Below are 24,120 nucleotides of genomic sequence, written 5' to 3'. Positions count from 1 at the left end.
CAACCGCCGAACGGACGAGACAGTCAAGAGGGCAGTGGGTGACATGATGTGGCGACAACAGCTGTCGCTACGAGAAGGGTTCCGGCTGCCCGATGGCGCACTTCGAGGCTCGCACGACCACGACACCCGCGCGGAACGCGGTGCCGCTGGCCGGGCAGCCGCACCGGGCGGGCTGATGCGGGGCGAGCGACGGGAGACCGTGGCCGAGCAGAGTGTCCCCACCCACGCGGCGGACACCATGGCGTATCAGCTGGCGACCGACATACGAGCGCTGCGCGCGTTCGTCAGCGCCGGGGCGCTGGCCCGTGGCCTGTCGGCCGAGCGGGTGGAGCTGTTGACGCTGGCGGTCAGCGAGCTGGCCACCAACACGTTGCAGCACACCACCGGCGGCGGCTGGGTACGGCTCTGGGCAGAGCCGGATCAGCTGTTCTGCGACGTGGTCGACCAGGGGCCGACGCGGGCGTTCGGCCGGAGCATGCCGGCCGCCGACTCGGTACGGGGTCGCGGGCTGGCGATCGTGGAGCAGATCTGTGACGAGGTAGCGGTGCTCACCAGTCCCGGGGAGACCGTCGTACGGATTCGCCTGAGTCTGTGAACGTCGGCGGCGATCCCTACCCACCCGGGTCGGGTTGGCTGCCACAATGCGGACAGCCCGGGCCGACGGTGGCACCGGGTCGGACCAGAACGGGAGGACGCCACGATGCCGGACAGCGCACGCGAGGCTGAGCTGCTCGACGCCGAGCGCACCCTGCAGGCCGCCCAACGGGCCGGTGACGTCGCCGCCCTCGATCAGCTGCTGGTCGACCAGCTGATCGCGGTCGGCCCGGACGGGCGTACCCACAGCAAGCAGGACGACCTGGCCTCCCACCGGGACCGCCGCTTGAGCGTCGAGGAGTTGGTGGAGGAGGAGCTGGACCTGCTCGTCGTCGGAGCGACGGGGGTGACGTTCTTCCTGGGCCGGGTGTCCGGCGTCTCCGAGGGGGTGCCATTCGCTGCGCGGCTGCGCTACACCCGGACGTGGGTCCACGACGACCCGCACGGCTGGCGGGTCCTGGCCGCACACATCAGCCCGGTCTGACTCATCCGCCGTCCTCGTCGTCCTCGTCGAGCAGGCCCTGCTCGTCGAGGAACGCGAACCACCGGTCGTCGGCGGGGGTCAGGTCGGCGTAGCCCGGCCCCAGCAGGTAGTAGTCCACGAAGGATTCCACGTCGGGGGCGAGCTCCTCGAACGCGTCGGACATGAACCACTCGGTGCCGGTGGGCGGGAAGTACCAGATCGCTCCCGTGCCGCGATCCATGAAGATCGGCTCGTCGCTGCGGACGCCGACCACCAGCCAGCCCGCCCGGTCCTGCGGAATGGACGAGAAGTCCGGCGCGTATTCCAGGTGGTACTGCATCCCCGCGAGGGTCGACGAGGACACCAGCTCGACCCGACCCGCCCGCAGCCCGTCGGCCACCAGCAGGAGGTCGCGCAGGCCGGCCGGGAGCCCCGCCGGTACGGCGTCGATGGCCGCCCCCTCGCCGAACTCGGCGTAGGCCAGGCTGTCCGGCACATCGGCCAGCTCAGCCCGCAGCTCCTCGATGAGCTGCCGCAGCTCGAGGTTCAACGCACCACCTCTGTTTCGGATGAGGTCCCGTCCGGCATCGCCCCCGGCTGCCCGGAGACCTGCGAGCCGCTGCGCGGTTTGGTTCTACCACGCACCAGCTCGCCAGAGCGTCACCTCGCCGAATCGACCAGCCGGGCCGTCACCGTCGAGTCCTTTCCTCAGCTCACGACGGCGTCGATCGCGCCGACGCGCAGGGTGCCGTCGTTGAGGGGCGTACAGCGGATGCCGCCGGTGGTACGCAGCGCCTTCCACGTCCCCGGACCGACGGTGACGTCCATCCAGGCGCACGGTCGGGCCGCCCGGTTGACCCGCAGGCTGACCGGGCCGTCGCCGGAGTCCAGCACCAGCACCCTGCCGATCAGCTCGTCCACGGCGATCCCGGTGGTGAGGATGTTGCGCCGCACCTCGGCCAGGCCGATGCCGACCGGCAGCGACTCCTGGGCGATGACGGTGACGCTGGCGTCGCGGTGTGCCTGCTGGCCGAAGTACCGGTCGCCGACGATGCCGAGGCCGGCCCGGATCCGGACCACGTCGACCAGCTCGCCGGGCGGGGCCGGTGCCGGGCCGTCGGCGGGCCGGCCCAGGAAGCGGTGCACGGGCGAGGCCAGCAACTCGACGATCTCCGGCATGGCAGGAATTCTACGAACCGGACCGGGCCCGCCGGGGCAGGTCGACGGATGAGCCGGTGGGGACGGCGGCGTGAGCCGTCGCCGTCCCCACCGTGACCCGGTTCAGGCCGGCGTGCCGGTGACGGTCAGGTTGCGCAGTCGGCCCACGTTGTCGAACGAGCCGAAGCCGACCCGGCCCGAGCCGAACGTGGTGTCCTTCGCGGTCAGCAGCGGGTCCCGGTGCCCGTCGACGTAGACGGCGATCTCACCGGTGGACGGCAGGTGCACCACCCGAACCCGGTGCCAGTCGGCATCGGTGATCGCCGGGTTGGCGCCCCGGGAGCGGCCGTTCCACTGGTGGTCGATGCGTTCCCGGTCGGCGTTGTTCACCTTGAAGATGCCGTTGTGCGGATAGATCGTGTTGTCGGTGGAGAGGTGGGCGTAGTAGAACTCGGTGTCCGAGCGCCAGCCGAAGACGATGATCACGTCCCGGTTGGTGATTTCCACCGGCGTGTCGAGTCGTACCTGGGCGTCGACCCGCACCGACGACCACGCCGGGCCGTTGGTCAGCACTGCGTACTCGAAGGGCCGGCGCGGACCCGGCCGGCTCTCCCCGGCCTCGGCCAGGATGACCTGGTCGCCGGTGAACTGCCACTTCGCCGGCGTCACCGGCGCCCAGCTCGCGGCGCCCGTGGTGCGACGGACTGTGACGTCCCCGACGTCACCGCTGGCGAACTCCCGGGTACCGGTCACCTTCCAGACCTTTCCGTTGGCCTTCGCGACGACGTAGAGCTCACCGGTGGCGTCGGTGCCAAAGCGCAGGTCCACCCGGTTGGGGTCACCGGGCGCGCCCGGTGCGGACAGGTCGCGCATCCGGACCGGGGTGCCCGCCGCGTCGAAGAGCGCGAGCTGGTGGATCGTGGCCAGCCCTCGGCCCCGGCGCATCTCGTTGGCCTCGGTGTAGAGCACCCGGCCGTCGACCAGGTCGCCGAAGACGTACTTGCCGCGCAGCGCGGGCAGCGCCCGCCCCCGGTAGACGAACCCGCCGGCCACCGCGACACCGACGTCGTCGGTGCAGTTCCAACCGGCGGCGGGGTCGTGGTCGTACGCGGCGACCGGGTAGGTGTAGCCGTACCTGTCGTCGTCGGCGGGCAGCGGGAGCAGCCGGTCGCAGGGGTTCGTGGCCGCCTTGTCGAAGACGAAGGAACCCTCGCGCTCGCTCCAGCCGAAGTTGTCCCCGGCACGGACCTCGTAGATCGCCTCGACTGCGTGTTCACCGATGTGCCCGAGGTACATCCGGCCGGTCGCCCGGTCCCAGCTGAACCGGTGCGGGTCGCGGAAACCCACCGCGTAGAGCTCGCCGAGCGCGCCGGCCCGGCCGACGAAGGGGTTCGCGGGCGGGATGCCGTAGCGCCCGTTCGCGGAGTTGGTGCCCCGGGGGTCGATCCGCAGCAGCTTGCCGTGCGGCAGGGCCAGGTTCTGCGGGTCGGTGTTGCGGGCACCCTGGCCACCGTCGCCGACGGCGAGGTACAGCAGGCCGTAGTCGCGGTCGTGGCGCTTGGCCGTGGGGTTGAAGTTGATCTCCTGGATGCCGTGCACCTGGCCGCCGAAGCCGATGCGCAGCACCTCCCGGTGCGTACCGGCGAAGATGGGAGCGGCCGGATCGGTCGCCGTCCACTCGGTGATGACACCGTGGAAGAGCGTGTTGGGCTGGGCGTAGTCCGGGGTGACGGTCGTCGTCGAGGCCAACTCGGTGTGGATGGTGTAGAACCGGCCGTTCACCCCGAACTCCGGGTGGAACGCGACGTACCCGAAGCCCTGGCCGAGCCCGCGACCGGAGAAGAACCGCGGCGCGAACGTCGCGGCCACGTCCAGGTAGACGTGCGGCACCCCGCTCTCGACCAGGTAGAGGCTGCCGTTGAGGTCGGGCACCGCCCGCCGGCCGGAGCCGTCGGGCACCTCCATGATGGTGTTGATCCGGGCGGTACGCATGAGCCGCGCGTCGGTCGGCGCCGGCGTGGGGTACGACTGCGGGAAGCTGGCGTACTCGCTGAGGACCAGCCCGAGTCGGGACTGGACCGGCATCTCGGGGATCGGGTCGTCGACCGCGTCGGCGGCTCGCGCGGGCGAGGCGACCAGTGTGGACAGGATCAGCACGAGGGCGGTGAGGCCGGCCCTCACTGTGGGCCGGCGGACGGTGCCGGCGCGGCGGTGCTGGGTGCGCACGCGTGTCTCCTTCTCGGTGGGACGGTGCCGAGGGTGGTCAGCGGGCAAGGTGGCGGTACTGCCTCCGTACGTCGTTCGCGGAGACCACACTGTCGAGGAACATCAGGCCGTCCATCCGGCAGTCGCACGGGTTGCGCTCAAGGGTGTCCTGGGGAAAGCTGCCGCCGATCTTGATGCCCCGGGGGTCGGACGCGGTGGTCACGTGCGGGCCCGGCCCGGACACCAGCCACGGGTCGTCGGTGCGGGTGTAGAAGCCGTCCACCGGTTCGCCGTTGCGGTAGAGGGCGAGCGCGCCGGTGTTGAAGTCGAAGGTGGCGGCCAGGTGCACCCACTCCCCCACCGGCAGCAGCTCGCGCCAGTTCCGGGTGGCGGCGAAGGTCTGCGAGTTGCCGCCGTCGAGCCGCCGGCCGAGCGCGACGAGACGCAACTCCCCGTCGACGTCGATCAGCTCCAGCAGGGCGCGGACGCCGTGGCCGTCGGAGTCGCCGGTCAGCACTCCGGCCAGCCCGATCGCGTTGTACCTGTCGTTCGGGTCGGCGGTGGTGGAGTTGGGTAGCGGGCTGTCCGTGTTCAGCTTGAACCAGCCCATGACCGTGGTGCCGGCGGTGGCGCTGAAGGCACGCAGGGTCCGCACCCCACTGGCCGACCAGGTGCCGGCCTTCCAGTCGTCGTTGCCGGCGACGGCGGGGGCGACCTGCCGGGTCTGCACCGCGTTGCGGCTGCCCCGGTAGGCGCGGTCCGGCACCCGCATGGCGGCACCGCCGTTGATCAGCTCGATCTCGGTGCCGGAACGCCCCTGGTCGCGTTCGAGGGCGGGGTCGCCGGGCACCGGGTGGTCGAAGTCGTACGCGGCGACCAGGTGCGCGCGCAGCGCCGGGTGGACGTCGGACGGGATGCTGCGATCCGCCTGGGCCGGTGGCGCGCTGGCGCCGGTCAGTGCGCCGATCGCCAGGAGGGAGACGGCCGCTCGTCGGGCCCTGGACATGGCTGTCACCTCGTTTCGCGGCATGCCGGATGCCGGTCACGTAAGCGCTTACGAAAGCGCTTACGTACCCTAGGCTTCGATCGACGCCACTCGCAACAGATCGGATGGCATGGATGTTTCCGGAGGATTGCGGATGCCCAGGGCCAGCCGGCGGCCGCGCCTTGTGGACGTCGCCGAACACGCCGCCGTCTCGCTGGCGACCGCCTCCCGCGCCCTCACCGGACGTGCGGGGGTCAGCACCGAGGTGGCCGACCGGATCCGGCAGATCGCCCGTGAACTGGGCTACGTGGCCAACCCGTACGCCCGCACCCTGGCCGGCGGGGCCACCTCCACTGTGGGGTTGATCGTCCATCAGGTCGACGACCCGTACTTCGCCGAGATCGCCGCCGGGGTCATCCAGCTCGCCGCCGAGCAGGGGCTGCTCGTGCAGATCTGCCAGTCCGGCCGCGACCCCGACTACGAGCTGCAACAGCTGCGCCACCTGATCGCCCAGCGGGTCGGCATCGTCCTGATCAGTGGCTCCGGCTACGACGACCCACGGATGGAGAGCGCGGCCCGCGCCGAGCTGGCCGCGTTCCAGGACCACGGCGGACGGGCCGCCGCCATCGGACGGCACGCGCTCGGTGTCGACACCGTCCTGCCGGACAACGAGGCCGGCGGCCACGCGCTCGCCCAGCACCTGATGGATCTCGGCCACCGGCGGATCGCTGTCGCCGCGGGCAGCGCCGGCCTCACCACGGTCGCCGACCGGCTGGACGGAGTGTCGTCGGCCCTGCGGCAGCGCGGGCGCTCCCCCGCCGACCTCGTCGTCGTGCACAGCGACTTCACCCGCGGCGGGGGGCGTGCCGCCGCCGAGCAAATCCTCAACGAGCATCCCGAGACGACGGCGATCGTCGCGCTCAACGACGTGATGGCCATGGGCGTGCTGTCGACGTTGCGGTCCCGCCGCGTGCCGGTGCCCGCGCGAATGTCAGTGGTCGGCTTCGACGACGTCTCCGTGGCGGCCGACCTCGCGCCCAGCCTCACCACCATCCGCCTGCCGATGACCGAGATGGGCCGCACGGCACTCACCCTCGCGCTCAAGCCGCGCACGACACGACCCCGCCGCCGTCCCACCGGACACCTGCTGGTCGTCCGCGACTCGACCGGGCCCGCACCGAGGACCTGACCGACGCCACCCCGATCACACCGCCAGGGCCGCCCGGACCTCCCGTTCGGCCGTGACGCCCCCGTCGCCGTGCGAGGTGACCCGACCGGACTCCAGCACGTGGTATCGGTCCGCCACCCGCAGCGCGAAGCCCAGGTGCTGCTCGACGAGGAGCACACTGAACCCGGACTGCCGGGTCAACTCGACGATCCGCTCCTGGATCTCCGCGACCACCGACGGCTGGATGCCCTCGGTCGGTTCGTCGAGCATCAGCAGCCGCGGCCGGGTGATCAGGGCACGGGCGATGGCCAGCTGCTGGCGCTGACCGCCGGAGAGCAGCCCGGCACGACGCCGCAGCAACGGGCGCAACGCCGGAAACAGATCCAGCACCTCCGCAGTGGCCACCGCCCCGTCGCGCCGGCCGTCGGCGACCAGCCGCAGGTTCTCCGCCGCGGTCAGGTGCGGAAAGCACTGCTGACCCTGCGGGACGTACGCCATCCCCCGCGCCACCCGCTCGTGCGGCCCGGCGCGGGTGACGTCCTCGCCGTCCAGCTCGACGGTGCCGGCACTCGGGCGCAGCAGCCCGGCCGCGACCCGCAGCAGGGTGCTCTTGCCGGCACCGTTGTGCCCGAGCACGGTGGCCACCCCGTCGGGCGGGACCGCCAGATCGACCCCGTGCAGCACCCGGGAGCGCCCGTACCCGGCGTGCACCCCGCGCAGCGTCAACATCATGCCTCCAGGCCGGTGCGGGCCGACCCGGCGTCGACCGGGTGGCCAAGGTAGACCTCCTGCACGCGCGGGTCCGCCTGGACCTGCGCGACAGTGCCCTCGCTGAGCACCCGGCCGGCGTGCAGCACTGTGACGCTGCGCGCGAACCGACGCAGGAAGTCCATGTCGTGCTCGATCACGACGACGGTGCGATCCCGACTCACCAACTCCAGCAGAGCGCCGGTGGCGTCGCGTTCCTCGTGGCTCATCCCGGCGACCGGCTCGTCCAGCAGCAACAGCCGCGCGTCCTGCACCAGCAACATGCCGATCTCCAGCCACTGCTTCTGGCCGTGCGCCAGCGTCCCGGCGAGGTCCGCGGCGCGCCCGGCCAGACCGATGGTCTCCAGCGCGGCGGCCACCTCGTCGGGCACACCCCGGCGACGGCGGGCCAGGGTCGCCCAGCTACGCCGGGCGCCCGCCGCGATGTCGAGGTTCTGCAACACCGACAGCTCCTCGAAGACCGTCGAGGTCTGGAAGGTCCGCCCGATGCCGAGCCGGCTGATCCGGTGCACCGGCCGGCCGAGCAGTTCCTCGTCACCGAACCGGACCGAGCCGGTGGCCCGGACCAGACCGGTGATCGCGTCGACCAGTGTGGTCTTGCCGGCGCCGTTCGGCCCGATCAGGAACCGGATGTCACCGGCGGGCACCTCCAACGAGACGCCGTCGACCGCGGTGAAGCCGTCGAAGCTGACCCGCACGTCACGGACGAACAACCCGTCCAACCGCTCGCCGCTCATGCCGCCGGCACCTCCGTCCGCTCGGCGCGTCGTCGGCCCAGCGACAACCGCCCGCGCCGCAACGGCTGCGCGGCGACGTCGCGGCGGCGGGCCAACGCCCACAGCGACGCCAGACCGCCGGGAAGGAACGCCACCACGACCACGAAGAGCAACCCCTGAAGGTACGTCCAGGTGCCCGGGAAACGCTCGGAGAGGGCGGTACGCGCCCAGGCCACCGCCACCGCGCCGAGCACCGGCCCGAGCAGTGTCGCTCGGCCGCCCACGGCGACGCCGATGACGAACTCGATCGACGGGACGATGCCGATCAGCGCGGGCGAGATGATGCCCACCGCCGGCACGAACAGCGCCCCGGCCAGCCCGGCCATGCCCGCCGCCACCACGTACGCCACCAGCTTGACCGACGCCGGGTCGTAGCCCAGGAAGCGGACCCGTTCCTCACCGTCGCGGACCGCCACCAGCAGCTCGCCGTAGCGGCTGTGAATGAGCTGACGGGTGAGCGCGAGCAACGCCAGCAGCGTCCCGGCGATGATGAAGTACACCATCCGCTGGTTGACCGGGTCGTCCAGGTCGTAGCCGAAGAAGCCCTTGATGTCGGTGAGCCCGTTGGTGCCACCCGTGGTCCCCTGCTGGCCGATCAGCAGGATCACCATCGCGGCGGCGAGCGCCTGACTGAGGATGGCGAAGTAGGCGCCGCGGACCCGGCGACGGAAGACCAGCGAGCCGAGCCCGAAGGCGACCGCCATCGGCAGCAGCACCGTGGCGGGCAGCGCGAACCACGGGCTGGCGAACGGCCGCCACCACAGCGGCAGCTCGTCGAGTTGCCCGTACAGCTGCATGAAGTCGGGCATCCCACCCGGACCCGCGTCGGCGAGCTTGAGGTGCATGGCCATCGCGTAGCCGCCGAGGCCGAAGAAGACGCCCTGGCCGAGGGTGAGCATCCCGCCCCGGCCCCAGGCGATCCCGATGCCGACCGCGACCATGGCGACGCAGAGGTACTTGGCGAGCAACGCCAGCCGGAAGTCCGACAACACCAGTGGGGCGACGGCGAACAGCAGCGCCGCGCCGAAGGCGAAGCCGGCCAGCGTCCGTAGCCGCGAGCGGCCGGCGGGCCGGCCCGGTGGTACGGCGCCGGCAGGCGCCGGGCGGACGGCGGTGCTGGGTGGCGCGGGGGTGACGGCGGTCATGCGAGGCTCCTGGTCCGCAGGGTGAACAGGCCCTGTGGCCGCCACTGGAGGAACGCGACGATCGCCACGAACACGATCACCTTGGCGACGCTGAGGGTGGTGAGGTACTCCCCGGTGGCCTGGAGCACGCCGAGGGCGAAGGCGACGATCACACTGCCCTTGAGCTGGCCGATCCCGCCGACCACGACGACCAGGAAGGCGTCGATGATCAGGTTGGTGCCCATGGTCGGGCCGATCGGGCCGAGCAGGGTGAGGGCCACCCCGGCGAGCCCGGCCAGGCCGGAGCCGAGGAAGAAGGTCGTCCGGTCGACCCGGGAGGTGGCGATACCGGAAACGGCGGCGAGGTCGCGGTTCTGCACCACCGCGCGGATACGACGTCCGAGTGGGGTGAGTCGCAGCGCCAGGGTGAGCGCCGCGACGGCGGCCAGCGCCAGGGCCAGGATGAACAGCCGGTTGTTGGCGATGGTCAGCCCGCCGGGCAGCGCCACGTTGCCGGTGAGCAGCTCGGGCGCGCGGGTCTGCACGTTCGGGCTGCCGAAGATGTCCCGGGCCAGTTGTTGCAGGATCAGTGACACACCCCAGGTGACCAGCAGGGTGTCCAGTGGCCGGGCGTAGAGCCGGCGGATGAGCAGCACCTCCAGCAGGACACCCATGGTGCCGGCGACCACGAACGCCACCGGCAGCGCGACAGCCAGCGACAGGCCGGCGCCGGTGATGCTCTGTTGCAGAACGTAGGTGGTGTACGCGCCGGCCATGATGAACTCACCGTGCGCCATGTTGATCACGTTCATCTGGCCGAAGGTCAGCGCGAGGCCGAGCGCGATGAGCAGCAGCACCGCGCCGATGCTGATGCCGGTGAAGAGTTGACCGAAGAGGACTGTCACTGTGGGTACTCCGAACTGCTGGTCGGGTGGCCCGGGCGGAGCGCGCGGCAACGCGTTCCGCCCGGGCCGGCGTCGTCAGCTCAGGCCGCTCGCCCACGGGTAGGTCTTGAGGTACGGGTCCGGCGCGACCGGCTTGCCGGAGTTCCACACCTCGGTGATCAGGCCGTCCGCGCCGATCTTGCCGATCCGGGCGGTCTTGGCGATGTGCTGGGTCTTGCCGTCGACGGTGACCAGGCCCTCCGGCGCGTCGAAGGTGATCCCGTCCGAGGCGGAGCGGACCTTCTCCACGTCGAAGGCGCCGGCCTTCTCGACCATCGCCTTCCACAGGTGCACGGCGACGTACGCCGCCTCCATCGGATCGCTGGTCGGCTTGTCCGCGCCGTACTTCGCCTTGTACGCGGCCACGAACTTCGAGTTCGCGGCGCCCGGGGTGGTCTGGTAGTAGTTCCAGGCCGTCAGCTGGCCCTCCAGGTACTGGGTGCCGATGCCCTTGACCTCTTCCTCGGCGATCGACACCGACACCACCGGCATCGCGGCGGCGCTCAGGCCCGCGGACTTGTACTCCTTGAAGAAGGCCACGTTGCTGTCACCGTTGAGCGTGTTGAACACCGCGTCCGCGCCGGACGATTTGACCTTGTTGACGATGGTGCCGAACTCGGTGGAGCCCAGCGGCGCGTAATCCTCACCCAGCACTGTCATCCCGTTCGCGGCCGCGTACGCCTTGATGATTTTGTTGGCGGTCCGCGGAAAGACGTAGTCGCTACCGACCAGATAGACCGACTTCGCGCCCTGCGACTTGAGGTAGTCCAGCCCGGGAACGATCTGCTGGTTGGTCGTCGCCCCGGTGTAGAAGATGTAGGGCGACTGCTCAAGTCCCTCGTACTGCACGGGGTAGAACAGCAACGCCTTGTTCTTCTCGAACACCGGCTTGACCGCCTTGCGGCTGGCCGAGGTCCAACAGCCGAAGACGGCGGCCACCCGGTCCTCGGAGATGAGCTTCTCGGCCTTCTCCGCGAAGGTGGGCCAGTCCGAGGCGCCGTCCTCACCGACCGGCTGGATCTTCTTGCCGAGGACTCCGCCGGCCGCGTTGATCTCTTCGACGGCGAGCATGATGGAGTCGCGGACGGTGACCTCGCTGATCGCCATGGTCCCGGAGAGCGAGTTGAGCAGGCCCACCTTGACGGTGTCGCCGGACACGTCGGCGGTGACGCCGGTAGCGCCGCCCTCGTCGGTGGTCTTGCTGCCGCACGCGGTCATCGCGGCCGCGGCGACCAGGGTCATGGCACCCGCCAGGATGCGGCGGCCCCGGAATAATGACATCTACTCTCCCTGCGGTGCACTCAAGTGGCGAAAGGACGGTCGGTGCGGTCCGATGGAGCTGACGTGGGCGATGCCAAGGTCGACGGGTGGACGCCGCGCGGGGCACCGGATCGGATATGGGCACCGAAAGCGTCGACCGGCATGATTGCGCGGGTGTTTCCCAGTCCTTAATTGACTGTTTCCGAGCGACCGTCGAGGCGCGCACGAAAAACGGCCGACACCGTTGGGGAGGAAACGGTGTCGGCCGTTGGGAAAGACGCAGAATAGTGCCACCACAATGGTCGACGGACGAATCCGCCAACGGTGGGCACGCAATGGTGAGATCTGGCCCCGTGGCCAGATACTTCACCCAGGAAGCATCTTAGGACGGGATCGGGTGGCGCTGTCAAGGGTCGGGCGTACCGACTGCCGTACCCGGTTCAGAGCTGGGCGAGCACTGTGAAGTCGAGCCCGTCGGCCTCGGCCAGGTAGATGCGCTGCCGGACGTGCCGCTGACGCAGCCGCAACCGCCCACGCGGCCCGTGGTAGGCGACCGTGTCGGCGGCCGTCTCGATGGCCCGTACGTCGAGGGTGCGGGCCTGGCCGATCAGTGCGGCGAGCAGCATGACGCCCTCGTAGCAGGACTCCCCCAGGCTGCCCAGCGGCGGCGCCTCCACCCCGAAACGCCGTGCGAACTCGCCGTGGAAGTCGAGATTCTCCTGGGTGACCAGCCCGGCGAAGAAGCCCGCCGTGCTGTACAGCCTCCGGGTCGCGCCGGCGCCGCTGGCCAACAGCATGTTCTCGTCCATCAGGGTGCTCAGCCGCAGGCAGCGCTGATCCAGGCCGGATCGGGCGAACGCGCGGTTGAACCGCACCGCGTCGGCACCGACCAGCAGCATCAACACCGCGTCCGCGTCACTGTGCTCGATGCGGCGCAACACCTCGGTGAAGTCGTGCGCGTCCAACGGCAGGAAGTGCCGGCCCACCACCTGCCCACCGCCGCGCAGCGCGTACCGCTGGGCCGCCCGCGACGTACGGCGCGGCCACACGTAGTCGTTGCCCACCACGAACCAGCGGCGCACACCCTGCTCCCCGGCGAGCAGCCGCATCGCGGGCCACAGTTGGGCATCCGGCGTCTCGCTGGTCAGGAAGACACCTTCGGTGTGTTCGCCGCCCTCGTAGAGTGCGGTGTAGACGTACGGCACCCGATGCGCGACGCGGGGCGCCAACGCCTGGCGCACCGAGGAGATGTGCCACCCCGTCACCCCCTGCACGGCCCCCACCGACACCAACGCCTCGACCTCGGCGGCCACCTCGGCCGGCGGTGCGCCACCGTCGACCGGCACCAGGCGGACCTCCCGGCCCAGCACGCCACCGCACCGATTGATCTCCTCGACCGCGAGCTGTGCGCAGAGCTCACAGGTGGGGCCGAACATGCCGGCCGGCCCGCGCATCGGATAGACCAGCGCGATGCTGACCACGGCACGGTCGACGGTCAGCCACGGCGGTGCCGGCGCGGACATGAGCACATGATTGCCCGGCCTCTGACGGAAGACCAGCGCTCACCACTGACCGGGACGACTCGCTACCATGACAGGGCCACCGGACCAGGGAGTTTCATGTCGAACGTGCCCGGGGCGCCAGCCGACCTGCTGCGCTCGCTCACCCGCGCCGAACGGCTGCTCTCCCGCCGGCTGGGCGCCGTTCTGGCCGACGACGCGATCAGCATCGAGGCGTGGCGGGTGCTCTGCCTGCTCGCCGACGGCCAGGGCCACCCGATGAGCGAGGTGTCCGCCGAGGCGTCGCTGCCGCCGGGCACCCTCACCAAGCTGGTCGACCAACTCGTCGACCGCAACCTCGTCTTCCGCCGCATCGATCCGATCGACCGCCGACGCATCCGGGCGTACCTGACCGCTCGGGGTCGCCGTGAGCACGCCCGCCTGGACGAACGGGTCCAGGCCAGCATCGCCGAACTGGGCATCGTCGAGCTGGGCGTCGCGGAGACCAGCGAGCCGGGCACCCCTCCGGCCGCCAACCTCGTACGCCAGCTCGACGACCTGATCGGCCGCCTCGACCCGGCCCGGCAACGAGTGCACGCCGACGCGGCCGGCCCACACCCCTGACCCCTTCCCCGCTCCCCGCTCCGGGCCTCCGGGCGTCGTGCTCTGCACCAACCTGGCCTCGGGAACGGTCTCGGCGGCCGAGGCGGCATCGCGCCAAGACCGCCAGGACCAGCAAGACCGCCAGGACCAGCAGGACCGGCACGCGGCCCGGGTAGCGGCTCCCTAGACCGTCAGGTGGGCGCGCAGGGTGTGCGCGTCGGGAGCTGTCGCCGTCCACAGTGTCGCCGGGCCGCCGGCCAGCGGCAACCGGGCGACGTTGCCCTCGGCCGTCGAAGGTTCGGCGGGTTGCGACGGGTCGACCACCAGCAGCGATCCGGTGGCCGGGGCGCCGCCGAGCACCGCCGGGCCGGCCCAGCCCGGCGCGTGCGGTCCCACCGCGAGGGACTGGCGCAGCAGTGGTCGGCCCGCGTAGTCGACCTGGGTGTGTACGACGGCGCCCCCGGGCGCCTCGCCGTACCGGCCGCAGATCAGCTCGTCGCGCCACCGCAGGCTCGCACCGGCGGCCAGCTCGATCCGGGACTCCGCGAGGTGCGCGCAGCCGGCCGCCGCGACCAACTGTTCCGGAAGCCAGTGCAGCGTGGCGCCGGTGTGCACCACCGCCCGCACCGCCATCCGGGAGACGGCACCCGCGCGACCCGGTAGGGCGATCGATGCGGCGACGCTGTGCACCCGGACGGCCGCGCCCGGCCCGACCTCGATCTCCAGGCGCAGATCGTCGCCGGCCAGCGGCCCGGCCGCCCCGCCGACGAGGTGCACAGTGGCGACACCACCGTCGGTCGAGGTCTGGCGCAGCAGCAACGGCGTTTCGCCGTGCAACTCGACAAGGGCCGTACCGCCCCGACCGTCGGCCCGGGCGACCAGCCGAGCGAGCGCTCGCATCAGGCCGGGCCGACCGGCACGGCCAGTGGGTGCAGGGCGGCGTGGTGGGCCAGCTCGTGCCGGATCCAGTCGGCGACCGACGTTGCCGTGGGGTCTCCCACGATGGACAGGAAGAGGGTCGGGAGGTCGCCGCGCCGGGCCCGCGCGTCACGATCCATGACGGCGAGGTCGGCACCCACCATCGGCGCCAGGTCGGTCTTGTTGATCACGAGAAGGTCGGCGGCGGTGACCCCCGGCCCGCCCTTGCGGGGCACCTTGTCCCCGCCGGCCACGTCGACCACGAAGATCTGCCGGTCGACCAGCCCTCGACTGAAGGTCGCGGTCAGGTTGTCCCCACCGCTCTCCACCAGGACGAGGTCCAACGGGCCGACAGCCTCGGCCAGTTCGTCGACGGCGTCCAGGTTGGCGCCGATGTCGTCGCGGATCGCTGTGTGCGGGCAACAACCGGTCTCCACCGCGCGGATCCGGGCCGGGTCCAGCACACCGGCCCGCCGGAGGAAGTCGGCGTCCTCGGTCGTGTAGATGTCGTTTGTCACCACGCCGAGCCGCAACTCGTCGGCGAAGGCACGGCAGAGCGCGGCCACCAGGGCCGTCTTGCCGGAACCGACCGGGCCGCCGATGCCAACCCGCAGGGCACGGCCGGCACGCGCCAACGGCGGATGGGGGTCCACCCCGGGCTCCGGATGGGTGTGCGGAACGGTCTCGTCGTGGGGTGGGATCGCCGGCGGCGGGGTCGGCGGCGGCGTGATCGGTTCGACGGCGGGCACAGCGCTCGGCACAACGGTGTCAGGACGCAAAGAGACGCACCTCCCAGGTGGCATGGATCTCGGCATGGATGTCGGCGAGTGGAGCGGCGGCGGCCGGCAGCCGCTCCGGTGGGTCATCGGCGGCCCGCGCCGCCTCGGCGGCAGCGCCGTCGCAGGCGTCGGCCAGACCGACCAGCAGGGCCTGGACCTGGTACGGGTCAAGGCCGAGCAGACGTACGCCGGCGCTGGCCGCCCCGGTCAGCGTCCCGTACGCGGCGATCGTGGCGGTCTCGACGCGGGACAGCCCGGCCGCGGCGCACAGCAGCCCTAGCACCAGCGGTTGGTGTGCGCCACCGGGCGACGCGGGCAGGTCGGCGAACGGGGCGTCGGGCCAGATGGTCCGGCCGGCACGTAGCAGCGCCCGGCCCTGCCGGCGCGAGACGGCCCGCAACGCCGGGGCGGCGGTACGGGCGTCCAGCTCCGCGTCGAGCCGAGCCAGCGCCCCCGACCGAGCCTCAGCCAGCGCCCCCGACCGAGCCTCAGACTCAGCCGGGTCGGCGGTGGTGGCCACCGCCGCCCGGTGTGCGGCCGCCGCGAACGCCGCGCCGACCAGACCGGCGGTGGCCAGCCGTCCGGCCAGGAACGCCTCCAACGAGGCCAGGTCGGTGACGCGGCCGGCGGCGACGGCCGCCTCCAGACCACCGGAGTGCGCGTGCGCCCCGGCCGGGAAACGTCCGTCGGCCAACAACAACAGCAGGCTCGGCGTCGCCATCAGAACAGGAAGTACCGCTGGGCCATCGGCAGCCGGGTCACCGGGTCCGGCTCCACCACCTGCCCGTCGATCCGTACCGTGAAGGTGTCCGGGTCCACCTCGATGCGCGGCATCGCGTTGTTCTCCGGCAGGTCGGCCTTGCCCCGCGACCGTACGTCGCTCACCGGCACCACCCGGCGACGCACGTCCAGGCGGAGCCCGGCGTCGAGGGCCGCCGGGGCCACGAAGGCCAGGCTGGTGGCGGCCGCCGCCGCGCCGTACGCCCCGAACATCGGCCTCGGCAGGATCGGCTGCGGTGTCGGGATCGAGGCGTTGGCGTCGCCCATCTGGGCGTACGCGATCATGCCGCCCTTGAGGACCAGGTGCGGCCGGACCCCGAAGAACGCCGGGTCCCAGAGCACCAGGTCGGCGAGCTTGCCCGGTTCGACCGAGCCGACCTCCCGTTCCAGCCCGTTGGCCATCGCCGCGCAGATGGTGTACTTCGCCACGTACCGTCGGGCCCGGTGGTTGTCGGCGGGCCCGTCGCCCGGCAGCGCGCCGACACGGTCCTTCATCACGTGGGCGCTCTGCCAGGTCCGCATGATCACCTCGCCGACCCGGCCCATCGCCTGCGCGTCGGAGCCGATGATCGAGATGGCGCCGAGGTCGTGCAGCAGGTCCTCGGCGGCCATCGTGGACGGTCGGATCCGACTCTCGGCGAAGGCCAGATCCTCCGGCACGGACGGGTTGAGATGGTGGCAGACCATCAACATGTCCAGGTGCTCGGCCAGGGTGTTCGCGGTGTACGGCCGGGTCGGGTTGGTCGACGACGGCAGCACGTTCGGTTCGCTGGCCACGGTGATGATGTCCGGCGCGTGCCCGCCACCGGCTCCCTCGGTGTGGTACGAGTGGATCGCCCGTCCACCGATCGCCCGCAGGGTGTCGGCGACGAACCCGGCCTCGTTGAGCGTGTCGGTGTGGATCGACACCTGGACCCCGGACGCGTCCGCCACCCGCAGGCAGGCGTCGATCGCCGCAGGTGTGGTGCCCCAGTCCTCGTGCAGCTTGAAACCGCCCGCACCGGCTCGCAACTGTTCCCACAGTGCTTCGCTGGAGACGGTGTTGCCCTTGCCGAGCAGCAGCACGTTGACCGGCATGGTGTCCAGGGCCTCGTGCATCCGGGCCAGGTGCCAGGCGTTCGGGGTGACAGTTGTCGCGCGGGTCCCCTCGGCCGGCCCGGTGCCGCCGCCCACCATCGTGGTGATGCCACTGGCCAGCGCCTCGGTGACGATCTGCGGGCAGATGAAGTGCACGTGGGTGTCGACCGCGCCGGCGGTGAGGATCCGCCCGTTGCCCGCGATCACCTCGGTCGACGGGCCGATGACCAGGTCGGGGTGGATACCCGGCATGGTGTCCGGGTTGCCGGCCCGGCCGAGCGCCACGATGCGCCCGTCGCGCAGCCCCACGTCGGCCTTGACCACGCCCCAGTGGTCGAGCACCACCGCGCCGGTGATGACGGTGTCCAGTGCCCCCTCGGCGCGGGTGGCACTGGACTGCCCCATCGACTCGCGGATCACCTTCCCGCCGCCGAAGACCGCCTCGTCGCCGCCCACGCAGTGGTCGGTCTCCACCTCGATGAGCAGGTTGGTGTCGGCCAGTCGGATCCGGTCACCGGTCGTCGGCCCGTACAGGTCGATGTAGCGGTCCCGCCGCACGGCGCTCACCGCGGCGGCCCGTCTTCCGTGACCGCGTGCGGCGGCGGGTCCAACGGTCCCGCGCATTCTGTGCGCAGGCCCGGCACGACGCGTGCGCCGCCGAGTAGTACGAGGTCGACGCTGCGGTTGATGCCCGGCTCGAACCGGACCGAGGTGCCGGCCGGAACGGCGAGCCGTTGCCCCCAGGCCGCGCCCCGGTCGAACGACAGTGCCGGGTTGGCCTCGGCGAAGTGGTAGTGCGAGCCGACCTGCACCGGGCGGTCGGCGGTGTTGACCACGAACAGCGTGGTCACCGGACGACCCACGTTGATCTCGACCGGGTCGGCCGCCGGCAGGATCTCCCCGGGGATCATGGGATGGGGTGGTGCACCGTCACGAGCTTGGTGCCGTCCGGGAACGTCGCCTCCACCTGCACCTCCCTCAGCAGCTCGGGGATGCCGTCCTGGACGTCGTCGCGGCCGAGCACCGCCCGGCCGGCCGACATCAGGTCGACCACCGACCGCCCGTCGCGGGCCCCTTCGAGGAGGAACGCGGTGATCACCGCGACGGCTTCGGGGTAGTTGAGGCGCAGGCCGCGTTCGCGGCGGGCGCGGGCGACATCGGCCGCGACGTGGACGAGCAGGCGGTCCTGCTCGTGCGGGCTGAGGAACACGGGGCTCTCCCGGTGGGTCGGCGTGCCCCGGCTCGCCGTCGGCTCCACGCGGAGCCACCCGGGCAACAGGACCCGAGGGGACGAGCTGGGAGTCACACGACCGCCGGGTCACCGCCGACGGGGCGACCCGGGACTCCACCATCCCGGCCCGCACGACGGGCAACCGGCGGTGTCGGGTCGGATGCGGACCGCACCGCCCACCGCTGAGCAGACCGTAGAGGATCGCCACCGACCGAGGCAACAGTCCAGTGGGGATCGTGCTGGCCCTCCACCGGAAGCCGGTCCGTGTTCCGGTGGAGGGGCAGGCAGGGGATGATCGCCGGATGACGGCGACGAGGGGTACCCGCGCACTGCTCGGTGTTCTGTTCCTGGCGGCGGCCACGGTCGGGGCGTGGATCCTCTGGCTGGGCTGGGACACCCGGTACACGGTCGACGCGCAGACCGGCGCGAGCAGCGGCCCGTACGAGCCGTGGCAGGTGATCGGCTGCGTGTTGACGCTCGTGCTGCTGGCCGCGCTCGCCGGGACGCGGCTCAGCCCGTGGCTGGTGGCGCCGGTGATGACTGTGGCGTTCACGGCGGTCTGGTCGTGGCGGGCCGCCGGGACCGACGACAGCGGGCTGTGGATGGTCGGGGCGATTCTGGTGCTGGTCGGAATGGCGGCCGGCAGCACTGTGGTGAGCCTCGCGGCGCGGCGGGTCGGTCGCCGCGGGTGACGTCGCCGCGGGCGCGAACCGCCCATAGTGGACCGGATCCATCTATGATCTCATGTCGTGGTGATCACTCCGACTCCCCTCATGCGTCTGGTGGCCGGTGTGTGGGGGTTCAAGACCCTCGCGGTCGGCGTTGAACTCGGTCTGTTCACCCGGCTCGCCGGCGGGCGGACGATGACCGTCGAGCAGGCCGCCGCCGAGTTCGGGCTGCCCGAACGGCCCGCGGACCTGCTGCTGGCCGCCAGTGCGTCACTCGGCCTGCTGGAGAAGGCCGGCGACGGTTACCGCAACTCCGAGTTGGCCGAGCAGTTCCTGGTCGAGGGTCGCCCGTACTACTTCGGGGCGCAGGTCCGCTACTCGGACCTGCGCACCTACCTGCCCTGGCATCGCATCGGCGAGGCCCTGCGCACGGATCGGCCGTTGACCTGGGACCCGGAGGCCCAGCAGTCGATGTTCGACACCGAGGACCCGCAGATGCTGGCGCAGTTCTGGGACGCGATGTTCTCCACGTCGAGCTTCACCGCCAGCGCGTTGGCCGACGCGTACGACTTCTCCGCGCATCGCCGGCTGCTCGACGTGGGCGGTGGTGCCGGCGCGTTCCCGATCGAGTTCTGCCGACGACTGCCCGAGCTGCGGGCGACGGTCCTGGACCTGCCGCACGTCTGCGTCCGGGCCCGGGAGCGGATCGCGGAGGCCGGCCTGACCGGGCGGATCGACGCGGTGGACGGTGACTTCCTCGCCGACCCGGCGCTGCCGGACGGGCACGACGTCATCCTGCTCAGCATGATCCTGCACGACTGGGACGAGCCGACGAACCGGGCGTTGCTGGCCCGGTGCCACGCCGCGCTGCCGCCCGGCGGGGCGATCGTCGTCTGCGAACTGCTGCTCAACGACGAGCGCACCGGACCGCCGGAGGCGGCCCTGATGGGAATGAACATGCTGGTCGAGACCGAGGGTGGCCGGAACTACTCGGGCGCCGAGTACGCGGCCTGGCTCACCGACGCCGGCTTCGTCGACGTGCGTACCGTGCCGTTCGACGCGCCAGGCGCCAACGGCGCGGTGGTGGCCCGCCGGCCCTGACCGACGACGACACCCGGCCCCGGTGCGAACCGTGGGCCGGGTGTCGCGGCGCCTCACGGCGCGGGCGTCCGATCGGCTACCGGTACGGGTCAGGCGCGAGCCTTGGCCGGCTGCTTCATGAAGTCCATGATCGCCTTGTTGACTTCGTCGGCGTGGGTCCACGGGATGCCGTGCGGCGCGCCCTTGAGCGTGACGAGCGTTCCGGTCGGCATCATCGGCCCGAGCCGCTGACCGGTCACCGGGTAGGGCAGCACCCGGTCCTGGTCACCCTGCACGATCAACACCGGAATGTCGATCTTCGGCAGGTCCGGGCGGAAGTCTTCCTGCCAGGCGTCCACGCTGTCGTGGGTGGCCTTGCCGGAGGCCATCGCGCCGATCTGCCAGTGCGCCCGGTACGCCTCCTCGCTGACCCGCTTGCCCATGTTCTGGTCCGGGTTGAAGAAGGCGTCACAGAAGGACGTCAGGTAGGCGAACCGGTCCTTGATGATGGCGTCCTGGAAGCCCTTGAAGAGGCTCCGCTCGACGCCCTCCGGGTTGTCGCTCGCCTTGGCCAGCATCGGTTGCAGCGGGCTGAGAAGCACGGCCCGGCTCACTCGCTGGGAGCCGTAGTTGCCCAGGTATCGGACCACCTCGCCGGTGCCCATCGAGTGACCGATCAGGGTCACCTCGTTCAGGTCCAGCTCGGTCATCAACACGTCCAGGTCCGCAGCGAACGTGTTGTAGTCGTACCCGAACGCCGGCTGGGCGGAGTTACCGTTACCGCGCCGATCGTAGGTGATCGTCCGATATCCGGCGTTCAGCAGCGCGGTTGTCTCCTTCTCCCAGGTTGCGCCATTGAACGGGAAGCCGTGGATCAGCACCACCGGCTTACCGGAACCGTGATCCTCGTAGTACAGGTCGATGGGCGCGGAGTTTTCCGTCCCCACGGTGATGAAAGGCATGTTTGTCTCCTGCTCCGGTCTCGGGCTGTCGGACCCCCCGCGCTTTCCCGTCGGGTCGCCGGATATGCGACCGTCAGATCGGCCCGAACGGCAGGCCCGCAGAGGTTCCGTGACGCGCCCGTGCCGTCCTAACCTCGGGGGGTGAAACTTCCGCCCCGGCTGCGGGCCGTCAGCGACCTGCACGTCGGGCACCCGCAGAACCGCGCGTTCGTGCAGGAGCTACATCCGGACAACGAGGGCGACTGGCTGCTCGTCGCCGGCGACGTCGCCGACCGGTTCGCCGACATCGAGTGGGCGCTCGGGCTGCTGAGCAGTCGGTTCGCGCGGGTCATCTGGGCGCCGGGCAACCATGAGCTGTGGACACCACCGCGCGACCCGGTCACGCTGCGCGGCGAGGAGCGCTACCGCGAGCTGGTGCGGATGTGCCGGCGGCTGGGGGTGCTCACCCCGGAGGATCCGTACCCGGTGTGGGACGGCGACGGCGGTCCGGCGACCATCGCCCCGCTCTTCGTGCTCTACGACTACACGTTCCGGGTGCCGGAGGCACGCACCCAGCAGGAGTCGCTGGCCCTGGCGTACGCGGCCGGTGTGGTGTGCACGGACGAGGCGCTGCTGCACCCCGACCCGTACCCGAGCCGGGAGGCGTGGTGCGCGGCCCGGGTCACCGAGACCGAACGCCGGCTGGCCGAACGCGACCCGGCGCTGCCGACGGTGCTGGTCAACCACTACCCGCTGGTGCGGGAACCCACCGACGTCCTGCGGTACCCGGTCTTCGCCCAGTGGTGCGGCACCGTCCGCACCAGGGACTGGCACCTGCGCTTCGACGCGGCCACAGTGGTCTACGGGCACCTGCACATCCCCCGCACCACGTTCCACGACGGGGTGCGTTTCGAGGAGGTCTCCCTCGGCTACCCCCGCGAGTGGCAACCCCGAGGGCCGGTGCCCGACCCGGTGCGCACCATCCACCCGGCGGACGACTGGCGCCGGCGCTCGTCCGTCGGCGGTTGAGGCCGTCAGGTTTACCGCAGCGGCCGGAACGCGGCCCGCACCTCGGCGGAGAAGAGTTCCGGCTCCTCCCACGCCGCGAAGTGCCCGCCGCGGGCGGCCTCGTTGAAGTACGCGATACCGGGGTAGACCGCCTCGGCCCAGCTACGCGGAGCGGCCCAGATCTCGCCGGGAAACGTGGTGAAGCCAACCGGAACCGCGACCGGCGGCGGAGCCTGACCGGCCGCCTGGGCCGCGGCTTGGAAGCGTCCGAATTCCCAGTACCACCGGGCGGACGAAGCGCCGGTACCCGTCAACCAGTACAGCGTGATGTTGTCGAGGATGCTGTCCCGGGTGAGACCGCCGGCCGGTTCACCGTCGAGGAACGCGCGGGAGATCTTGTAGTAGCTGTCCGTGTCGTGGTCGAGCATCCAGGCCGCCAACCCGACAGGTGAGTCCAGCAGCGAATAGCCGATCGTCTGCGGCCGGGTGGACTGCTCCAGGAAGTAACCGAAGCCATCCATGGTGAACAGGTTCAGCGCGTCACGCGCCGCGCGTTCCTGCTCGGAGTTTGCCGGCAGCTGGTCCTTGATGCCGATCGCCCCGGCGAGCAGGTTCACGTGGATGCCGAGCAGCCCTTCGGGTCCTTGGCGCCCCATGGCATCCGTGACGGCAGCGCCGACGTCGCCACCCTGTGCGACGTAGCGCGAATACCCGAGGCGGTCCATGAGTTTCGCCCACGCCTGTGCCATCCGCGCGGAATCCCAGCCAAGGTCGATCGGCTCGCCGGAGAAGCCGTAGCCGGGCAACGACGGCAGCACCAGGTGGAACGCGTCCTCGGGCGTGCCGCCGTGCGCCGTCGGGTCGGTCAGCGGGCCGACGACCCCGAGCAGCTCGACGACCGAGCCCGGCCAGCCGTGCGTCATGATCAGCGGCAGGGCGCTCTCGTGCTGCGACCGTACGTGGATGAAGTGAATCTCGACGCCGTCGATGTTCGTCGTGTACTGCGGCAGCGAGTTCAGCCTCGTCTCGCACGCACGCCAGTCGTAATCGCTCATCCAGTAGCGGGCCAACTCCTGGATCGTCGCCAGCTGCACACCCTGCGAGCGATCGGTGACCAACTCGCGAGTGGGCCAGCGGGTAGCCGCGATCCGCCGACGCAGGTCGGCGATCAAGTCCTCCGGTGTGTCGAGCCGGAAGGGACGAATCTCGTTGTCGTTGGACATATTCCCCACCTCGCCAAGTCGAGTCGGCCACTGCCGAGGCACCGCCGGTGCCGGCACTCGTTCAGTCTCACAGCGGGCCGGTGCCACCCGGGCCGAAACGCGAATCGCCGACCCGCCTCCCGAGTCACACCCATGGGATGATCATCCGGTGAGCCAACCGGACGAATTCGACGACAACTGGTTAAACGGCGAGGAACTTACCTGGCACCTACCCCACGCTGATGGCGGCGCTTGAGGCTCGGCTACGGCGGTGCGACTGCGGCGGGCGGTTCCGGGACTCGGCGCCTCGGCGCTGCCACCGGTGCTCCACCGTCCTGACTGCCATCAGCGAGCCCTCCGGTGTCGACGTCTGGCCAGGTTGGTGGACAGACGAGGCAGACACCGGCTCCGCTCCCTGGAAGAGACGTTCACCGCCAGGTACTTCCGCACCGAGGACCTCTGGGAGCACTGACAATGGCGTTACGCACCATCCACCCGGCCACGACCTACGCCCCCGCTCGTCCGTCAGCGGGTGAGGCCGACCAACGTGGCCAGTCGCGCCACGCCGGCCGGCGCCGGCCGCGCGCGGGCAACGTCGGCGATCACGGTACGCGCCAACGGCCGACACCGAACCTCGGCCGGCGCGATGCTGTCCGCGTCGACGAGCGCGCGGGCGGCCCCGCGCAGGTCACCCACCTGGAGGTACGCCCGAGCGACGTCGACCAGGTACGCACCCCGATACTCGGCCGGCAACCGCCGCCACCCCTCCCGCCGCATGATGGTCGAATGCCTTCGTAGCGCCTCGGCTGCGTCACCCCGTTGCGCCGCCACGAGCACCCGCGCCAACTCGACGGCGATCGGCCCGAAGTTGGTGCGGTGCGTGTCGTCG

General features: G+C 71.2%; 25 protein-coding genes and 1 pseudogene. 7 read left to right on the top strand and 19 right to left on the bottom strand.

Features of this window, described 5'->3' with window-relative positions:
- Positions 1-46 precede the first annotated feature (46 nt).
- Positions 47-595 (top strand): ATP-binding protein, encoded by a 549-nt coding sequence (locus KBX08_RS27185; RefSeq protein WP_307850662.1) that lies wholly within the window; start codon positions 47-49, stop codon positions 593-595.
- Positions 596-700: 105 nt separating this feature from the next.
- Positions 701-1,078, top strand: a complete 378-nt coding sequence (locus KBX08_RS27180) for a nuclear transport factor 2 family protein (RefSeq protein WP_210786178.1) — start codon at positions 701-703, stop codon at positions 1,076-1,078.
- A 1-nt stretch (position 1,079) separates the two neighbouring features.
- Here the strand turns inward: KBX08_RS27180 and KBX08_RS27175 are convergent, their stop codons facing one another.
- The 4 genes from KBX08_RS27175 to KBX08_RS27160 all read right to left on the bottom strand — a co-directional run bounded on the left by KBX08_RS27175 (position 1,080) and on the right by KBX08_RS27160 (position 5,426).
- Complete coding sequence (locus tag KBX08_RS27175) at positions 1,080-1,607, bottom strand: SUKH-4 family immunity protein (protein ID WP_210786177.1); 528 nt, start codon at positions 1,605-1,607, stop codon at positions 1,080-1,082.
- 158 nt (positions 1,608-1,765) lie between these two features.
- Entirely contained in the window at positions 1,766-2,236 is a 471-nt protein-coding gene (locus tag KBX08_RS27170) for a molybdenum cofactor biosysynthesis protein (protein ID WP_210786176.1), read from the bottom strand.
- A 102-nt stretch (positions 2,237-2,338) separates the two neighbouring features.
- Complete coding sequence (locus tag KBX08_RS27165) at positions 2,339-4,441, bottom strand: sorbosone dehydrogenase family protein (protein WP_210786175.1); 2,103 nt, start codon at positions 4,439-4,441, stop codon at positions 2,339-2,341.
- A gap of 37 nt (positions 4,442-4,478) precedes the next feature.
- Positions 4,479-5,426 (bottom strand): LamG-like jellyroll fold domain-containing protein, encoded by a 948-nt coding sequence (locus KBX08_RS27160; RefSeq protein WP_210786174.1) that lies wholly within the window; start codon positions 5,424-5,426, stop codon positions 4,479-4,481.
- Positions 5,427-5,559: 133 nt separating this feature from the next.
- On the opposite strand from KBX08_RS27160, the gene KBX08_RS27155 reads away from it, so the two are divergent.
- Complete coding sequence (locus KBX08_RS27155; protein WP_210786173.1) at positions 5,560-6,594, top strand: LacI family DNA-binding transcriptional regulator; 1,035 nt, start codon at positions 5,560-5,562, stop codon at positions 6,592-6,594.
- Positions 6,595-6,609: 15 nt separating this feature from the next.
- Here KBX08_RS27155 and urtE read toward each other — a convergent pair whose 3' ends face one another.
- From urtE to KBX08_RS27125, 6 genes are all read right to left on the bottom strand, one after another.
- On the bottom strand, positions 6,610-7,302 hold the full coding sequence (urtE, locus tag KBX08_RS27150) for an urea ABC transporter ATP-binding subunit UrtE (RefSeq protein WP_210786172.1): 693 nt from the start codon (positions 7,300-7,302) through the stop codon (positions 6,610-6,612).
- On the bottom strand, positions 7,302-8,078 hold the full coding sequence (gene urtD / locus KBX08_RS27145) for an urea ABC transporter ATP-binding protein UrtD (protein ID WP_210786171.1): 777 nt from the start codon (positions 8,076-8,078) through the stop codon (positions 7,302-7,304). Before urtD ends, urtE begins: the two co-directional genes overlap by 1 nt.
- Positions 8,075-9,262 carry an urea ABC transporter permease subunit UrtC gene (gene urtC, locus KBX08_RS27140; RefSeq protein WP_112680004.1) on the bottom strand — a complete coding sequence of 396 codons (1,188 nt, stop codon included), beginning with the start codon at positions 9,260-9,262 and terminating at the stop codon, positions 8,075-8,077. The genes urtD and urtC overlap by 4 nt, the downstream gene beginning before the upstream one ends.
- Complete coding sequence (urtB, locus tag KBX08_RS27135; RefSeq protein WP_112605839.1) at positions 9,259-10,146, bottom strand: urea ABC transporter permease subunit UrtB; 888 nt, start codon at positions 10,144-10,146, stop codon at positions 9,259-9,261. The genes urtC and urtB overlap by 4 nt, the downstream gene beginning before the upstream one ends.
- A 75-nt stretch (positions 10,147-10,221) precedes the next feature.
- Positions 10,222-11,466, bottom strand: a complete 1,245-nt coding sequence (gene urtA / locus KBX08_RS27130; RefSeq protein WP_210786170.1) for an urea ABC transporter substrate-binding protein — start codon at positions 11,464-11,466, stop codon at positions 10,222-10,224.
- A 419-nt stretch (positions 11,467-11,885) separates the two neighbouring features.
- Positions 11,886-12,968 carry a substrate-binding domain-containing protein gene (locus KBX08_RS27125; protein ID WP_210786169.1) on the bottom strand — a complete coding sequence of 361 codons (1,083 nt, stop codon included), beginning with the start codon at positions 12,966-12,968 and terminating at the stop codon, positions 11,886-11,888.
- 96 nt (positions 12,969-13,064) lie between these two features.
- On the opposite strand from KBX08_RS27125, the gene KBX08_RS27120 reads away from it, so the two are divergent.
- Positions 13,065-13,568 (top strand): MarR family winged helix-turn-helix transcriptional regulator, encoded by a 504-nt coding sequence (locus KBX08_RS27120; RefSeq protein ID WP_210786168.1) that lies wholly within the window; start codon positions 13,065-13,067, stop codon positions 13,566-13,568.
- A gap of 162 nt (positions 13,569-13,730) precedes the next feature.
- On the opposite strand, the gene KBX08_RS27115 is transcribed toward KBX08_RS27120, so the two are convergent.
- From KBX08_RS27115 to KBX08_RS27090, 6 genes are read right to left on the bottom strand one after another with little or no spacing between them, the layout of a single operon-like run.
- Positions 13,731-14,447, bottom strand: a complete 717-nt coding sequence (locus tag KBX08_RS27115; protein WP_210786167.1) for an urease accessory protein UreD — start codon at positions 14,445-14,447, stop codon at positions 13,731-13,733.
- Positions 14,447-15,244, bottom strand: a complete 798-nt coding sequence (ureG, locus tag KBX08_RS27110; protein ID WP_247670132.1) for an urease accessory protein UreG — start codon at positions 15,242-15,244, stop codon at positions 14,447-14,449. The genes KBX08_RS27115 and ureG overlap by 1 nt, the downstream gene beginning before the upstream one ends.
- Positions 15,234-15,965, bottom strand: coding sequence for an urease accessory protein UreF (locus KBX08_RS27105; RefSeq protein ID WP_210786166.1), 732 nt, complete (start codon positions 15,963-15,965; stop codon positions 15,234-15,236). The genes ureG and KBX08_RS27105 overlap by 11 nt, the downstream gene beginning before the upstream one ends.
- Complete coding sequence (locus KBX08_RS27100; protein WP_210786165.1) at positions 15,965-17,668, bottom strand: urease subunit alpha; 1,704 nt, start codon at positions 17,666-17,668, stop codon at positions 15,965-15,967. Before KBX08_RS27100 ends, KBX08_RS27105 begins: the two co-directional genes overlap by 1 nt.
- Positions 17,665-18,012 (bottom strand): urease subunit beta, encoded by a 348-nt coding sequence (locus KBX08_RS27095; protein WP_210786164.1) that lies wholly within the window; start codon positions 18,010-18,012, stop codon positions 17,665-17,667. Before KBX08_RS27095 ends, KBX08_RS27100 begins: the two co-directional genes overlap by 4 nt.
- A complete protein-coding gene (locus KBX08_RS27090) occupies positions 18,009-18,311 on the bottom strand; it encodes an urease subunit gamma (RefSeq protein ID WP_030335444.1) in 303 nt (100 codons plus the stop codon). The genes KBX08_RS27095 and KBX08_RS27090 overlap by 4 nt, the downstream gene beginning before the upstream one ends.
- 323 nt (positions 18,312-18,634) lie before the next feature.
- Between KBX08_RS27090 and KBX08_RS27085 the strand changes: the two genes are divergently transcribed.
- Together KBX08_RS27085 and KBX08_RS27080 are read left to right on the top strand one after the other, a co-directional pair.
- On the top strand, positions 18,635-19,024 hold the full coding sequence (locus KBX08_RS27085; protein ID WP_210786163.1) for a hypothetical protein: 390 nt from the start codon (positions 18,635-18,637) through the stop codon (positions 19,022-19,024).
- 60 nt (positions 19,025-19,084) lie between these two features.
- Entirely contained in the window at positions 19,085-20,101 is a 1,017-nt protein-coding gene (locus tag KBX08_RS27080; protein WP_210786184.1) for a methyltransferase, read from the top strand.
- Positions 20,102-20,190: 89 nt separating this feature from the next.
- Here KBX08_RS27080 and KBX08_RS27075 read toward each other — a convergent pair whose 3' ends face one another.
- A complete protein-coding gene (locus KBX08_RS27075; protein ID WP_210786162.1) occupies positions 20,191-21,042 on the bottom strand; it encodes an alpha/beta fold hydrolase in 852 nt (283 codons plus the stop codon).
- A gap of 141 nt (positions 21,043-21,183) precedes the next feature.
- Here KBX08_RS27075 and KBX08_RS27070 point away from each other — a divergent pair, with 141 nt between their 5' ends.
- On the top strand, positions 21,184-22,050 hold the full coding sequence (locus tag KBX08_RS27070) for a metallophosphoesterase (protein ID WP_210786161.1): 867 nt from the start codon (positions 21,184-21,186) through the stop codon (positions 22,048-22,050).
- An 11-nt stretch (positions 22,051-22,061) separates the two neighbouring features.
- Here the strand turns inward: KBX08_RS27070 and KBX08_RS27065 are convergent, their stop codons facing one another.
- The gene (locus KBX08_RS27065; RefSeq protein ID WP_210786160.1) at positions 22,062-23,252 is read right to left on the bottom strand and encodes an epoxide hydrolase family protein; all 1,191 of its coding nucleotides are present in this window, start codon (positions 23,250-23,252) and stop codon (positions 22,062-22,064) included.
- Positions 23,253-23,756: 504 nt separating this feature from the next.
- Positions 23,757-24,120: pseudogene (locus tag KBX08_RS27060) on the bottom strand (XRE family transcriptional regulator); the annotation flags it as partial.

This window comes from Micromonospora sp. H61 (genome assembly GCF_018070325.1).
Taxonomy (GTDB): domain Bacteria; phylum Actinomycetota; class Actinomycetes; order Mycobacteriales; family Micromonosporaceae; genus Micromonospora; species Micromonospora salmantinae.
Note: the sequence above shows the minus strand (reverse complement) of the source record. Positions and strands in the feature narration are given on the sequence as shown.

Bases quoted from the DNA above. Each gene is read 5' to 3' on its own strand.
- KBX08_RS27105 (WP_210786166.1), bottom strand. From the start codon at position 15,965: ATGGCGACGCCGAGCCTGCTGTTGTTGTTGGCCGACGGACGTTTCCCG.
- KBX08_RS27160 (WP_210786174.1), bottom strand. From the start codon at position 5,426: ATGTCCAGGGCCCGACGAGCGGCCGTCTCCCTCCTGGCGATCGGCGCA.
- KBX08_RS27095 (WP_210786164.1), bottom strand. From the start codon at position 18,012: ATGATCCCCGGGGAGATCCTGCCGGCGGCCGACCCGGTCGAGATCAAC.
- urtE (WP_210786172.1), bottom strand. From the start codon at position 7,302: ATGTTGACGCTGCGCGGGGTGCACGCCGGGTACGGGCGCTCCCGGGTG.
- urtA (WP_210786170.1), bottom strand. From the start codon at position 11,466: ATGTCATTATTCCGGGGCCGCCGCATCCTGGCGGGTGCCATGACCCTG.
- KBX08_RS27125 (WP_210786169.1), bottom strand. From the start codon at position 12,968: ATGTCCGCGCCGGCACCGCCGTGGCTGACCGTCGACCGTGCCGTGGTC.
- KBX08_RS27065 (WP_210786160.1), bottom strand. From the start codon at position 23,252: ATGTCCAACGACAACGAGATTCGTCCCTTCCGGCTCGACACACCGGAG.
- KBX08_RS27085 (WP_210786163.1), top strand. From the start codon at position 18,635: ATGACGGCGACGAGGGGTACCCGCGCACTGCTCGGTGTTCTGTTCCTG.
- KBX08_RS27075 (WP_210786162.1), bottom strand. From the start codon at position 21,042: ATGCCTTTCATCACCGTGGGGACGGAAAACTCCGCGCCCATCGACCTG.
- KBX08_RS27170 (WP_210786176.1), bottom strand. From the start codon at position 2,236: ATGCCGGAGATCGTCGAGTTGCTGGCCTCGCCCGTGCACCGCTTCCTG.
- KBX08_RS27120 (WP_210786168.1), top strand. From the start codon at position 13,065: ATGTCGAACGTGCCCGGGGCGCCAGCCGACCTGCTGCGCTCGCTCACC.
- KBX08_RS27115 (WP_210786167.1), bottom strand. From the start codon at position 14,447: ATGCGAGCGCTCGCTCGGCTGGTCGCCCGGGCCGACGGTCGGGGCGGT.
- KBX08_RS27180 (WP_210786178.1), top strand. From the start codon at position 701: ATGCCGGACAGCGCACGCGAGGCTGAGCTGCTCGACGCCGAGCGCACC.
- KBX08_RS27155 (WP_210786173.1), top strand. From the start codon at position 5,560: ATGCCCAGGGCCAGCCGGCGGCCGCGCCTTGTGGACGTCGCCGAACAC.
- urtD (WP_210786171.1), bottom strand. From the start codon at position 8,078: ATGAGCGGCGAGCGGTTGGACGGGTTGTTCGTCCGTGACGTGCGGGTC.
- urtC (WP_112680004.1), bottom strand. From the start codon at position 9,262: ATGACCGCCGTCACCCCCGCGCCACCCAGCACCGCCGTCCGCCCGGCG.
- KBX08_RS27185 (WP_307850662.1), top strand. From the start codon at position 47: ATGTGGCGACAACAGCTGTCGCTACGAGAAGGGTTCCGGCTGCCCGAT.